The 12,968-nt window shown below is 58.3% G+C and carries 13 protein-coding genes; all 13 read left to right on the top strand.

Features of this window, described 5'->3' with window-relative positions; genetic code table 11:
• Positions 1–14 precede the first annotated feature (14 nt).
• From AU381_RS26010 to AU381_RS26070, 13 genes are read left to right on the top strand one after another with little or no spacing between them, the layout of a single operon-like run.
• Complete coding sequence (locus AU381_RS26010; RefSeq protein WP_064244561.1) at positions 15–926, top strand: lytic transglycosylase domain-containing protein; 912 nt, start codon at positions 15–17, stop codon at positions 924–926.
• An 11-nt stretch (positions 927–937) separates the two neighbouring features.
• Entirely contained in the window at positions 938–1,276 is a 339-nt protein-coding gene (locus tag AU381_RS26015; protein ID WP_015241462.1) for a TrbC/VirB2 family type IV secretion system protein, read from the top strand.
• Positions 1,277–1,279: 3 nt separating this feature from the next.
• Positions 1,280–1,579 carry a VirB3 family type IV secretion system protein gene (locus tag AU381_RS26020; RefSeq protein ID WP_014531077.1) on the top strand — a complete coding sequence of 100 codons (300 nt, stop codon included), beginning with the start codon at positions 1,280–1,282 and terminating at the stop codon, positions 1,577–1,579.
• A gap of 2 nt (positions 1,580–1,581) precedes the next feature.
• Entirely contained in the window at positions 1,582–4,041 is a 2,460-nt protein-coding gene (locus tag AU381_RS26025; protein WP_064244473.1) for a VirB4 family type IV secretion/conjugal transfer ATPase, read from the top strand.
• The gene (locus tag AU381_RS26030) at positions 4,038–5,126 is read left to right on the top strand and encodes a lytic transglycosylase domain-containing protein (protein WP_064244474.1); all 1,089 of its coding nucleotides are present in this window, start codon (positions 4,038–4,040) and stop codon (positions 5,124–5,126) included. Before AU381_RS26025 ends, AU381_RS26030 begins: the two co-directional genes overlap by 4 nt.
• 11 nt (positions 5,127–5,137) lie before the next feature.
• Positions 5,138–5,839 carry a type IV secretion system protein gene (locus AU381_RS26035; RefSeq protein ID WP_064244475.1) on the top strand — a complete coding sequence of 234 codons (702 nt, stop codon included), beginning with the start codon at positions 5,138–5,140 and terminating at the stop codon, positions 5,837–5,839.
• Entirely contained in the window at positions 5,829–6,056 is a 228-nt protein-coding gene (locus AU381_RS26040) for a hypothetical protein (protein WP_064244476.1), read from the top strand. Before AU381_RS26035 ends, AU381_RS26040 begins: the two co-directional genes overlap by 11 nt.
• A 15-nt stretch (positions 6,057–6,071) precedes the next feature.
• On the top strand, positions 6,072–7,100 hold the full coding sequence (locus AU381_RS26045; protein WP_064244477.1) for a TrbL/VirB6 family protein: 1,029 nt from the start codon (positions 6,072–6,074) through the stop codon (positions 7,098–7,100).
• A gap of 38 nt (positions 7,101–7,138) precedes the next feature.
• Entirely contained in the window at positions 7,139–7,834 is a 696-nt protein-coding gene (locus AU381_RS26050) for a VirB8 family type IV secretion system protein (protein ID WP_064244478.1), read from the top strand.
• Entirely contained in the window at positions 7,831–8,640 is an 810-nt protein-coding gene (gene virB9, locus AU381_RS26055; RefSeq protein WP_064244479.1) for a P-type conjugative transfer protein VirB9, read from the top strand. The genes AU381_RS26050 and virB9 overlap by 4 nt, the downstream gene beginning before the upstream one ends.
• Positions 8,640–9,851 (top strand): type IV secretion system protein VirB10, encoded by a 1,212-nt coding sequence (gene virB10, locus AU381_RS26060; RefSeq protein WP_064244480.1) that lies wholly within the window; start codon positions 8,640–8,642, stop codon positions 9,849–9,851. Before virB9 ends, virB10 begins: the two co-directional genes overlap by 1 nt.
• Positions 9,832–10,860, top strand: coding sequence for a P-type DNA transfer ATPase VirB11 (gene virB11 / locus AU381_RS26065; RefSeq protein WP_064244481.1), 1,029 nt, complete (start codon positions 9,832–9,834; stop codon positions 10,858–10,860). The genes virB10 and virB11 overlap by 20 nt, the downstream gene beginning before the upstream one ends.
• Entirely contained in the window at positions 10,857–12,956 is a 2,100-nt protein-coding gene (locus AU381_RS26070) for a type IV secretory system conjugative DNA transfer family protein (protein ID WP_064244482.1), read from the top strand. The genes virB11 and AU381_RS26070 overlap by 4 nt, the downstream gene beginning before the upstream one ends.
• Positions 12,957–12,968: the final 12 nt, after the last annotated feature.

The following is a 12,968-nucleotide window of genomic DNA, read 5'->3' on the forward strand; positions in this document are numbered from 1 at the left end:
CGGGAAGCGCCCTTTTGTGCACGAGTTGGGTTCAGATTTCTCACGCCCAAGATGGGCGGAAATCTTCAGGTATTATAGCAAAAAGAAGCACTTGGACGAACGAGCGCAAGGCGGAGCTTGCAACGAGCTTCGATGAGCGCTGGCGCGGCTCAGAGAAGGAGTTCGTGCTAGGCGCTGATGGCGTTGTGAAGCAGCAAAATGCGGGTCAGAACAAAGCTGATAAAAGCCCCCATGATTTTGGGGATATGCATCATATTGATGCAGCTTTGAGCAATTTCGCCCCCTCCAACGACGTACCGAACAGGGTTCATGAACCGCAGGTTCCCACGGGTTCGATACAGCAAATTGATGCAGTTCGGCAGATCAATGACAACACCAAGGACGTGTATGAGTGCGGTCCGTCTCCACTCAGCCCGGAAGAGGTTAAGTCTCTGGTTGTGCAGACGGCGCGCAAATTTCGCGTCGATGAAGTCTTCGCGACGGCCATCGCCTGGGCGGAGAGCGGCTTTGACCAAAGCCGCAATTCCCCAAAGGGCGCGCGCGGACCGATGCAGCTCATGCCTGCTACGGCTGCGCGGTTCGGCGTCAAGGACATCTGTGATCCCGCACAGAACATTGAGGGCGGGATGAAGTACCTGCGCTTTTTGCTCGATGAGTTTCAGAACCCGCTCCTGGTCGCGGCTGCCTACAACAGCGGCGAACAGCGGATCTACCAACACGGCGGCATCCCGCCGTTCCAGGAAACAGTCGGATACGTCGCCAAGGTGGTGAACTACCAACTCGGGCTGCCAATGCCGTCGGCAGAAGGCAAGGCGAGGCCGGCCGCCGCTCCGCAGGCGGTCTCGGATGCGACTGACAGCGGCGACGCCGGTGTCATCGCCGTGAAGAAGACCGGCAAGTTTGTCGGCGGTGTCATGCACTTTTGAAGGAGAGAAACATGCAATTTGAAATGCAAACGAGGAAGTCTCAGGCGGTGAAGCTCGCAGCCACGCTCGGCATTGTGGCGGCTTTCCAGGTCGCGGGCGCTGATGTTGCTCTCGCGCAGAGTGCAGGCGGCGCCTTCGGGCCGCTGCAGACGGCGGTACAGATGATCGTCGATTTCATCACCGGCCCGTTCGGTCGGCTGCTCGCGATCATCGCCGTTATTGGTCTTGGCTTTCTGGCATTCGCCGGACGCTTGTCGTGGTTCACGGCCGGCGCGGTCGTGATGGGAATCGGTCTGGTGTTTGGCGCACCGGCGATCGTCGACGAGATGATCTCGGCGGTCGGTCAGTGACCGATGAGTGAGTTTCAGGACGAAAAACCAGCTCTGACGCCGTTGGTGATCGGGTTAACCCGGTCCCCAACGCTTTGGGGCGTCCCCTACATGGCGGTGGTGCTGATCGTCGGCGTCACCATTATCGGCTGGCTTGCAACGAACGACCTCCTGGCATTGCTCATAGCGCCGGTCGCTTACCTTGTCCTGTTCTCGCTCTGCACCTGGGACAACAGGATCCTCGATGTGATGCAGGTGACGTCCCGCAAGACGCCCCGCACGCCCAACAAGCGCTTTTGGGGCACCAACTCTTACGGACCGTGACCATGCTGAAAGTCGTCAAAGAAGAGCTCGGATTCGGCCGGGTCGCCAGCAATGAGCGTCCCATGTCGACTCATATTCCGTATCTCCGACACGTCTCCGACACAGTGATCGGGCTGGAAAACGGATCGCTTCTAAGCGTCATTAAGCTCGATGGACTGTTCTTCCAGACGGAGGACCAGGCTGAGCTCAACATGCGGTCGGTCGTCCAGAACACGATGATCCGTGCGTTGGGGTCGAGCCGCTATTCTCTTTGGTCGACCGTGATCCGGAGAGAGGTCGAAACGCAGATCGGTGGCGCCTTCGACGAACCATTCTGCGACCTGTTGAACAAGCGCTACATGGGGCAGCTGCGCCACAAGCGCATGTTTACGAACGAAATATACTTGACGATCGTGCGGTCTGGGATGCGGGGCGCCCTCGGCGTCGGCGACTCGTTGAAGAGGCTCTTTGACAAGACCAACAAGGACGCTCGGGTCCAGCAAACGCGCGAAGATGTTACCGAGCTCGAGGAGCTGATCGGCAACATCGCCCGCGATCTGCACAAGTATGGAGCCCGGGCACTCGGAATTACCTATCGTCGCAGGAATGACGACGAGGCCAAGATTGAAGGGCGTGAAGAGAAGGAAAAAGGCGAGCCCTACTCCGAACCCTGCGAGTTCTTCAATGCGATCCTGAGCTGCGGTGTGCCGCGCAAGATGCGCCTGCCCCGCATGGGCATTCGCAATTATGTCGGAACGTCGCGACTGCATTTCAGCAAGCGAACGATGCAGGCTCAAGCGGCTGTCGATGAAGACACCCGCTTCGGGGCGCTGCTGTCCATCAAGGAATATCCGCCCTTCACCGGGCCGGGAATGCTGGACGGCCTGCTGCAGGTGAACCACGAATTCATTCTGACGCAATCCTTCACCATCGCCGATAAGCCGATCGCTCAAGAACGCATTAGTCGATTGCAGAGGCAGATCAGAGCCTCGGACGAGTCCGGTAGCTCAGTCGAACAGGATATCGACTATGCGCTCAATAGCCTGATGAACCAGGAAGCCGTCTTCGGTTTCCACCATCTTTCGCTCCTTTGCCTCTCTCGCGCTCTCCCGGGCCTTAGCCGCACCGTTTCCGAACTCGGTGCTTGCCTCACCGACATGAACCTCACCTGGCTTCGCGAAGATCTGAACCTCGAAGCGGCATTTTGGGCGCAACTGCCCGGCAATCACAGCTACATTGCTCGCAAAGCGATGTTGTCGAGCGCGAATTTTTCCGGCCTGTCCTCCATGCATAATTTCGCGACGGGCCAGGCCGATCGCACTCATTGGGGATTGCCGATCACGATCCTCGAAACCACGTCGCAGACGCCGTACTGGTTCAACTTCCATCGCCGCGACATCGGGCACTTCCTCGTCACGGGACCAACCGGCTCCGGTAAAACGGTCGCTTTGACCTTCCTGCTTGCACAGGCGATGCGCGTTTCACCGACGCCGAAAGCCGTGTTCTTCGACAAGGATCGCGGCGCGGAAATCTTCGTAAGGGCGATTGGCGGTTCATATGAGGTGCTGTCACCGGGAACGCCGACCGGCTTTAACCCGCTGCAGCTCGAAAATACCGGCCCAAACCGCGAATTCCTCCTTCGTCTCTTGAAGGCAATGCTGCGCTCCGGTGATCGCAGTGACTTCACTCAGGAAGATGAGGATACGCTTGAGCGGGCGATCGTCCGCCTGATGCAGGAACCTGCGGCGGAACGAAACCTAGCGAACCTAGCCGCCCTGCTTGTGGGTCGGTCGCGGGCGGATGCCAATGACCTTCACTCTCGCCTTCGTCCTTGGATCGAAGGTGAAAAGGCGTGGCTCTTCAACGCTCAGCACGACGTCCTCTCTTTCTCGGGTCGCAGCGTATTCGGGTTCGACATGACGAACATCCTCGGCAACGAGGATCTCCGCACGCCGGCGCTGATGTATCTCTATCATCGCCTCGACGAGTTGCTCGACGGGAACCCGGTCATGTTCTTCATGGACGAGGGCTGGCAGCTTCTTATGGACGAGACCTTTTCGGCGTTCATCGTCGACAAGATGAAAACCATCCGCAAGCTCAACGGCATTGTTGGCTTCGGCACCCAGTCCGCGGCGGATATCGCCAAGGCAAAAGCCTCGCATACGCTGATCGAGCAGTCGGCGACGAACATTCACTTTCCGAACCCGCGGGCCGACGAAGAGAGCTACATCAAACGCTTTGGCCTGACGGTGAAGGAATTCAACTTCATCAAGAACACTCCGCCCGAAAAGCGAACTTTCCTGATCAAGCACGGCAATGACTCGGTCATCGCTCGGCTCGATCTCTCCGCCATGCCCGATCTCGTGAAGGTGCTTTCCGGCCGCAAGGAGACCGTCGAGGACTGCGCGGCGCTTCGGGAACAATATGGCGACGAACCTGAACATTGGCTGGCTGAATTTTGCGGATGGGAGAAGGCCGAATGAGGAAGAGTCCTGCTTTGTGGGTGATTTCTGCGCTGTGGCTTGGTGCCTTCGGAACGGCGCACTCTCAGGTACCGGTGCTTGACGGCAAGGTGCTCGAGACCGACACCATACGCGACCAGACGACGACGGAAATCGAGAAGACGGACAGTGACCGTCATACGGTCACCAAAAGCGTGACCTGCTCAATGTATCGTCCAGGTCGCAGCGGTGACGCCGCTTCCGCTGCGACGGCCAACCCGGAAATCACCGGGCTCGTGAAGCGAGTGGCCCAGGAAGAAGGCGTCGACGAAAGCCTCTTCATGGCGCTCGTCTACCAGGAAAGCCGGCTCAATCCATGTGCGAAATCGCCGGTGGGCGCCATCGGGCTTTCCCAGCTTATGCCGGGTACGGCAAGGGATCTCGGGGTCAATCCCTATGACATGGAAGACAACCTCCGGGGCGGCGCGCGCTATCTGAAGCAGCAGCTTCGCCGTTTCAACGGCAACACCAATCTGGCGCTGGCCGCCTATAACGCGGGTCCTGGTAACGTCCAGAAGTGGGGCGGAATCCCGCCTTTCAAGGAAACGCAGGGGTATGTGGCGAACATCACGCAAAAGTGGCTTCCTGCTTTTGGCGGCTCCGACGTTGCGAATATTCCGGCGAATTATGGGGGCGGTTCTACCGCCTTCACCGGGATGCGGGACTCCACGATTAATTCGATGGCGACATCCCAGGCGATCGGGGAAAGCAGCGGAAACGTTGCCTCTTGGCTGCAGCAGTTGGGCGCAATGTCCAGCGGGACGATCCAGGACAGTTGGGACCACAATTCCGGCGCGCGAAATGCCAACCTCGAAATGATGAACCAGGTCATCCGCCTCGGCACGACGATGGCGGACCTCATGAATTCTCGTAGTGCGGTCGATGTCGGCAATCTTTCCGGCGCATCACGTACGAGCAACTTCAAGAAGGATGACGACGACGAGGATCGCGAAACGACCGGCGTTTGCGATCCTCGCGCGGGGCTTGAATGGAGCCCGACAGAAAAGGCTTGCGTCCAGAAGCGGGAGCGCGAAGCCAACGTAGATCTGATGTTGACCGCTCAATGAGGAGAACTGCCATGAAACGTTTGATTTTAACGGCGTGCTCGGTGGCCCTTGCGTCCGCAACAACCGCTCAAGTTCCGGTCATCGACGCTGCTAATCTTGAGATCGCCCAAAGGACGTCGACGACGACCGATCAAATTCTTGGGACGAATAAGGAAGTCCTGAAAACGGTGCAGGAGACCCTTCAGGCGGTGACCGGCGATCGCGGTAGCGATGCAAACCAGATGCAGAACCTTGCCGTTGGTAATGGATTCAGCGTCTCCCAAATGCCGTCCTTCGACAGCCTGATGTCGGGCGGCGTTCCGAATTTCGGAAGCATGGGCGGCGATGTTGCCAAGGTTGCAACGACCTTCATCAATGGGCTGCAACTGGTGAAGAACCTGTCCGGTCAGGCAGGCAGCTCTTTTTCGGGCGACAAGTCTTACGAAGAGATGGTGAACACCGTTCTCGGTGTCGCGGCGCTCGTTACCGGGTCGCAGCAGGCAGTCCAAACGCGCCGCACCTCGTTCGAGCAGGCGGGTGCAAACATCGGCCAGGCCAAGGACATCAAGGGCTCGATCGATCAGAACACACAGCTTCAGGTGCAAGCTGGCCTGACGATCAACGAGCTGATCGGCGTCATGAACGGCGCCGTGTCTTCGCTTCAGGCCGACAACCAGCGGCGCCTGACGGACATTTCCAACTCCAAGAAGGCGCTCACCTACAGTGACCAGTAAAATCACCACGACCGCAAAGGTTCTGTTTCCCGTCCTGATCGCGGCCGCCCTCGCCGGCTGCGGTACAGCGGCGAAGGAGAAGACCGCCCCCTGCAAGAGACCTGCCAACCTGACGTCTTACGCGCCGGATCCTCGCCAAGAATGCGGCCCGATGATGAGCGTCAACGGTGACGCAGCGGCCGCCTTCACTGCAATCGAGGCGATGGCGGCTGAATAGGGACAATTTGCGACGATGCACGATTTTCTAGGCGATCTGCTGGACAGAATTGAACAGACCGGCGCGAATTTTTCCTCCCGGGCCTTCGGGATTGTCGGCGATGAGATCGTGCCGCTGCTCACCATCATGTTCATTGCATATGTGGGCTACTACGGGCTCCAGCTCTTCATGGGAACGGCCCGCGTCAGCGTCAGCGAGATCATTGGGCGCGTCGCCCGGATGTTGATCATTCTGGCGCTGGTCAGGGAGTGGGACTACTTCAACACGCTTTTCTATTCCTGGCTGAACAACACGCCAGAGGACGTCGGCCGGGCGATCCTTACCGCCACCGGGACAGGCATCACAGAGCCGACAAACGGCCTTTCGATGATCTGGAAAACGGCAAACGAGGCTGCTTCTGCCTTCGCAGAACAGTCCGGTTATTTTGCGGTGCTGCCGTCCATGATCGGTTTTCTGATCATGCTTGCAGTGGCGGTTTTCATTGCAGTGGCTCTGGCGATCCTACTCCTTGCCAAGGTGATGATGTGGGTGCTGATCGGGACCGCACCAATCTTCATCGGCTGCATGCTCTTCGAGCAGACAAGAGGCATGGGCGTCGCCTGGTTCCAGCAGGTGCTAATGTATGCGCTGATCCCACTATTCGTCTACGTCGTGGCTGCATTCCTGATCGCAGCAATGGACCCGGAATTGACAAAGGTGACGAGCGCTGCAAACCAGCGGGAACTTCAGCTTAGCGACATTTCCGCTTTCCTGCTGCTCTGCTGCGCGGGCGCGTTCGTCCTCTTCAACATCCAGGTTCTGGCGCAAGGCATTACCGGTGGCGTGGCCGCCGGCATCGGCAATTCTGCGCGTGCTTTCGGCCGGTTTGTAGGTGTGTCAGCACCAATATCCGCTCTGTCAGGTGGACAACGGCTGGCGGGAGCTATCGGCAACGCCGGGATGCAAGCCAGAGCGCGCACCCAGGAAGGTATGAGAACGAATATTCGCAACGCCGCTGCTGAGGCGATGCAGAACCGCATTAGCAGCAACAGCTTGCCTCTCTGAGGCGCGAATTTAAGGGCTAGATGTAAGGGCTGGAACGAATGGCAGAAATGAATGACGCAGCTCTTCGGAGCTATTTTCAGGACGGCGATCGTTGGGAACAAGAGATCGTCAAAAAGGCCAAGCGATCGCGCTCGCTCGCATGGTTCGTCACAATGATTTTCGGCGCGATTACCCTGCTGTCGCTGACAGCCTTGGTGATGCTCATTCCGCTGAAGAGCTTTGAACCGTACATCGTCGAAGTCGATAAGAATACGGGCTATATGGAGGTAAAGACCGGTCTAACCAGGTCTGCCAAGCTGACCGATCAACAGGCGGTCACTCAGGCGAACGTCGTGCGCTATATCCGATCTCGCGAAGGATACGACCCCTTCGCGATTGAGCAGAATTTCGGCATTGCCGCGCTGCTTTCTACCGACGATGCGGCCCGTGAGCTGCAGGAGCTCTACAGCGCCGTAAATCCCAACAATCCCGCAAAGGTCCTCGGCAAGAATAAGAAGGTGACGGTCGACATCAAGTCCGTCACCTTCTCCAATGCGAGCACGGCCTTGGTCCGCTTTTCGACGACCGAAGAATCGGACACGGATTCGATCGTCCGTCACTACATTTCGGTCGTCCGCTATCGCTATACGGACACGCCGGCGACCAACGAATGGCGCTTCGAGAACCCCTTGGGCTTCCAGGTCTACAACTACCGTCGCGATCAAGAAACGGTTACGCCGGGAGGTGAAGAATGATCAAACGCCTCCTGCTTTCCGCGGCCTGCGCGGCCGCGATGATGACTCACGCCCATGCTGCGCAGGCACCTCGCCCGGGCAGCCTCGATTCGCGCGTGACCAGCGTCGTCTATCAGTCCAACAACGTGGTGAAGGTCTCTGCCACCTACGGCATCTCCACCATGATCATCTTTGACGAGGACGAAAAGTTCGAAACGATCTCGCTTGGCGACACCGACAGTTGGCAGGTTGCCCCTTCCGAGAAGGGCAACATTCTGTTCGTGAAGCCGATCGCAAAGAACGTCGCCACCAACATGAATGTTGTGACCAGCAAGAGGATCTATTTCCTCGAGCTTAACGACCATGCTCCGTCCGATGGCAAGCAGGTGTTCGGGATCCGTTTCGTCTATCCGGAGAAGGATCTAAATGCCGCGCTCCGCAAGGAGGCTGAGTACCGGGCGGCCTACCCGAACATGTCGAATGTCGATAAAGGCAACGTCAACATCGACTATTCGTTTTCCGGTGATCCGGCGTTGAAGCCCTTGGTGATCTTCGACGACGGGAAAAAGACCTTCTTCAAGTTCGGCAGCCGGGTCCCGGCGATTTTTGCCGTCCAGGCCGATTTTTCCGAGACGCTGCGCAACTTCCGGAAGGAAGGCGAATATATCGTCGTCGATGGTGTCGCAACGCAGTACACGCTGCGCGAGGGCAACCAATGGACCTGCATCTTTAACCTTCGCAAGCCCGACTTCGGCGCTCCGGATCCTGCCATTCTCGGTCCGGCTCCTGACACCAAGGCGACGAAACGTAGGAGGAGCGGCAACTGATGAAGCGCAGTCCCGAACTGGAGGCCATGACGGCGGCCGATGAAACGGCCGTCAGCAACAGAAACGCTGGACGCAATCAAACCATCGGCATGGCTGCCCTGCTCCTGGGGGGCGCTGTCGCCGCCTATTTCGTACTTGCCACGGCAGGAGAAAAGCCGCGTGACGTCGCGGATAGCGACGAAGAATTTCAGACGACCACCTTCCGGCCGCCGTCATTCGTGCGTGAGCAAGAAGAGCCGAAGCCGGAAATAGAGCCTGCAGTCATCAATCTGCCCCCTCCTCCGGAGCCAGTTGAAGAAGAGCCCGCGGCTACCACGGAGTTCAAGGTTCCACCGCCACCAGAGGTGGTTGAATACACGCCCGAGGCGGCGCCTGTCGAAGAGTTTCCCGAACGCTATAAGTCGGGGCTGATCTCGCTTGATCAGAAAGGCAATGGCAACGGCAACGGGGGTTTTCCAGGCGAGAACGATTCAGGACTCAGCGTTGCCGGCGAAGACCGCAACAGCAAGTACCTCGCTGCGGCCTCGAGTCTCGCCGATCGGAGCGCAAAGGCTCGGCAAATCGAACGCATCGACGCCATGATACCGGAAGGAACGTTGATCCCCGGTATCCTCGAGACCGCGATCAACAGCGATCTCCCCGGCCAGATTCGTGCGATCACGTCGCAGGACGTCTATTCCTTTGACGGGCGGCGCGTCCTCATTCCGACTGGAACGCGCCTCATTGGCGAATACCAGTCCGAGATCACCCGCGGGCAAAAACGGATTTTTGTTATCTGGACCCGGCTCATTCGCGATGATGGCGTGTCGGTGCGCCTCAACTCCATCGGCACGGATAGCTTGGGGCGCTCGGGCTTGACCGGCCATGTGGACAACAAATGGCGCGAGCGGTTCGGCTCCGCAATCATGCTTTCGGTCGTCGGCGCCGGCGCTAGCTTCCTGACCGGCTACGGAAGCGACGAGGCGTTCGGCGACAACAACAGCGAGGCACAACGTGGCGAGGAACTCGCCCGCGAAACCATTGCCGAGACCTTCTCGGATATGGCGAACCAAGTTTTGAGCGAAAACCTGCGCATTCCTCCCACCATCAGCGTCAGCCAAGGCGAGCGGATCTTTGTCTACGTACGCCAGGACCTCGATTTCAGCGCCATGTATGACGACCCGGTCACCGAAGCGATGAAGGAGATTCAACGTGAACGTCGCCGTAGGTAACACCACTACGATCAGACGCGATCCCCATTATTTCCTCAACCGCGCCCTCGAACCGATCAGGGAATTTCTTGACGATCCGAGGGTGGTGGAAATCGCCGTCAACAAACCGGGCCATGTCTATGTGGAACGGTTTAGCGCCGATTACATGGAGCATCATCTAATCGACGCCCTGACGGGTGATGAAATCCAGAACATCGGCGAGCGTGTTGCGGCTGCGACGAACCAGTTCATTAGCCGCTCGAAGCCGATCCTCAGCGCCGCGCTTCCGACCGGCGAGCGTATCCAGATCGTCTTGCCGCCGGCGGCACCCGAAGGTGGCTCGATCTCCATCCGCAAGCAGGTCGTCAATAACTTCACGCTCGAGGAGTATCGCGACAATGGTTCGCTCGATAAGGTCTCTGTAGCCGTCGGCGGCCTCAGCGACATCGATCGCGAGCTGATAGGGCATCTGCGCGCCAATCGGATTTACGATTTCATCCATACCGCCATCACCAAACGGGTCTCTATCCTGATCAGTGGCGGCACTTCCTCCGGCAAAACGACCTTCCTCAATGCATGCCTGAAGAGCGTCGATCCGCATGAACGGATCATCACGCTTGAGGACACGCGAGAGCTCTTCCCGCCGCAAGCAAATGCCGTTCACCTGATCGCGTCGAAGGGCGACCAGGGCACAGCGGACGTGACCATTCAAAGCCTGCTCGAGTCATCGCTGCGCATGCGGCCGGACCGGCTGTTCGTCGGCGAAATTCGGGGTGCAGAGGCTTTTTCCTTCCTGCGGGCGATCAACACCGGCCATCCCGGCAGCATGTCGACGGTTCATGCCGATACGCCGATGGGCGCTTATGAACAGCTCGCCATGATGATGCAGCAAGCCGGCATGTCGGCGGGTTTTTCGAAGCAGGATCTGATGTCGTATATCCAGATGGTCATCCCGATCGTCATCCAGCTCCGCCGTGAAGGCGGCAAGCGCGGCGTCTCTCAGATCTTCTTCGCCCGGGATGAATCATGACGAAGCAGCTCCAGGCGTTCTACCTGCTGTTTTGCGTCGGGATAGCGTTCGTTGTCTGGATGCTCGGGTACGGCCTGGGGCTTCAGCTCTTCTATAAGGACGGTCGGATCCTCGAAACGACGATCACGAGCAATCCCTTCGCTCCGATTCAACAGTTCTGGCACTACAAAACGAGTCCTGCCCTGCAGAAGGCCGCGCTTGGTTCGATGGTGCCGGCGCTGCTGGTGGCGGGCCTCGTGGCATACATCGGAATGAAGCCGACGAGCAGCCCATTGGGGGATGCTGCGTTTCAGGACATAGCTTCGCTTCGGCGCGGGAAATGGTTCCGCAAACAGGGCCATATCTTCGGGCGGATCGGACGGAACATTCTCCGCACCAAGGACGATCGGCATCATCTAATCATCGGCCCGACGCGCTCCGGCAAAGGTGCGGGCTATGTGATCCCCAATGCGCTTATGCACGAGGGCTCGATGATCGTCACCGATCTCAAGGGTGAAGTGTTCAAGGCGACGGCGGGCTATCGCCGGCAGAACGGCAGCCAAGTCTTCCTATTCGCGCCCGGCTCCGAAAAGACCAACAGCTATAACCCGCTGGACTTTATCCGGCCGGAGCGCGGCAATCGCACGACCGACATTCAAAACATCGCCAGTATTCTTGTGCCCGAGAACACGGAATCGGAAAATTCCGTCTGGCAAGCGACCGCGCAACAGGTCCTTGCCGGCGTGATCAGCTACATCACGGAAAGCCCCTTCTATAAGGACCGGCGCAACCTCGCCGAGGTCAATTCCTTTTTTAACAGTGGCGTCGATCTCCAGGCGCTGATGAAATACATCAAAGAGAAGGAGCCCTACCTTTCGAAGTTCACCGTCGAGAGCTTCAATTCCTACATCGCCCTGTCGGAACGCGCCGCCGCGTCTGCTCTCTTGGACATTCAAAAGGCGATGCGGCCCTTCAAGAACGAGCGTATCGTTGCCGCGACCAATGTCACCGACATGGATCTTCGGGCAATGAAGCGCCGGCCGATCTCGATCTACCTGGCGCCGAACATCACCGACATCACCCTGCTGCGCCCTCTCCTCACCCTGTTCGTGCAGCAGGTGATGGATATCCTCACGCTCGAGCACGATCCCAATTCGCTCCCCGTCTACTTCTTGCTCGACGAGTTCCGACAGTTGAAGCGAATGGACGAGATCATGACCAAGCTGCCCTATGTGGCTGGCTATAATATCAAGCTCGCCTTCATCATCCAGGATCTGAAGAACCTCGACGAGATCTACGGCGAAACGTCCCGGCATTCCCTGCTCGGCAATTGTGGCTATCAGCTCGTCCTCGGCGCCAACGATCAGGCCACAGCCGAGTACGCATCCCGCGCGCTCGGAAAGCGCACGATCCGCTACCAGTCGGAATCCCGCACGATCGAACTGATGGGCCTGCCTCGCCGCACGAAGGTAGAGCAGATTCGCGAACGCGATCTGATGATGCCGCAGGAGGTCCGGCAAATGCCGGAAAACAAGATGATCCTGCTTATCGAAGGACAACGGCCGATCTTTGGTGAAAAGCTTCGCTTCTTCCAAACACAGCCCTTCAAATCAGCCGAGGCATTTTCTCAGGCCAACATTCCGCAAGCGCCGGAAGTCGATTATCTGACACCGAAGCCCGTGCCGGCGACAACTCCAGAATATGCCGAGGGGGGAGATCCTTCCGTCGAAATTCCCTCGCCGGCGCCAGCGAAGGATGAGAAGCCTTTCACTGCCGCTGCGGCGGAGGCAGCTCCGGTCAAGGCAGAACCTGCGGCAGACGAGAAAGCTGCAGCACCTGCCAAACGCTCCGTCAATAAAAAGGCGCTGCGCCCGAAGCCCAAGGCGACTGCTGCAAACACGGGTGGTGCGGAAGCATCTGCAAGCCTTGATGCAATGGAAGCCCGGATAAAGGCAATCGAGGAGGGCCTCAAACCAAAAGCCGCGCAGCTCAAGGAAGTGGTCGAGACGAAAGCTCAGAAGCTTGGCGACAAGTCTCCGACCAAGCGCCGCAACATCATGGACATCTTCAGCGCGACTGTGCCTGATCCCGTCGAAGTTGGTGTGCCGGCCGAATGACGATGAGGAGAC

It is taken from the genome of Sinorhizobium glycinis (assembly GCF_001651865.1).
GTDB classification, from domain to species: domain Bacteria; phylum Pseudomonadota; class Alphaproteobacteria; order Rhizobiales; family Rhizobiaceae; genus Sinorhizobium; species Sinorhizobium glycinis.

What these genes read in the sequence shown, in the direction of transcription:
- AU381_RS26050 (WP_064244478.1), top strand. Translation starts at nt 7,139, where the DNA reads ATGGCAGAAATGAATGACGCAGCTCTTCGGAGCTATTTTCAGGACGGC.
- AU381_RS26070 (WP_064244482.1), top strand. Translation starts at nt 10,857, where the DNA reads ATGACGAAGCAGCTCCAGGCGTTCTACCTGCTGTTTTGCGTCGGGATA.
- AU381_RS26045 (WP_064244477.1), top strand. Translation starts at nt 6,072, where the DNA reads ATGCACGATTTTCTAGGCGATCTGCTGGACAGAATTGAACAGACCGGC.
- AU381_RS26030 (WP_064244474.1), top strand. Translation starts at nt 4,038, where the DNA reads ATGAGGAAGAGTCCTGCTTTGTGGGTGATTTCTGCGCTGTGGCTTGGT.
- virB10 (WP_064244480.1), top strand. Translation starts at nt 8,640, where the DNA reads ATGAAGCGCAGTCCCGAACTGGAGGCCATGACGGCGGCCGATGAAACG.
- AU381_RS26035 (WP_064244475.1), top strand. Translation starts at nt 5,138, where the DNA reads ATGAAACGTTTGATTTTAACGGCGTGCTCGGTGGCCCTTGCGTCCGCA.
- AU381_RS26020 (WP_014531077.1), top strand. Translation starts at nt 1,280, where the DNA reads ATGAGTGAGTTTCAGGACGAAAAACCAGCTCTGACGCCGTTGGTGATC.
- AU381_RS26025 (WP_064244473.1), top strand. Translation starts at nt 1,582, where the DNA reads ATGCTGAAAGTCGTCAAAGAAGAGCTCGGATTCGGCCGGGTCGCCAGC.
- virB9 (WP_064244479.1), top strand. Translation starts at nt 7,831, where the DNA reads ATGATCAAACGCCTCCTGCTTTCCGCGGCCTGCGCGGCCGCGATGATG.
- AU381_RS26015 (WP_015241462.1), top strand. Translation starts at nt 938, where the DNA reads ATGCAATTTGAAATGCAAACGAGGAAGTCTCAGGCGGTGAAGCTCGCA.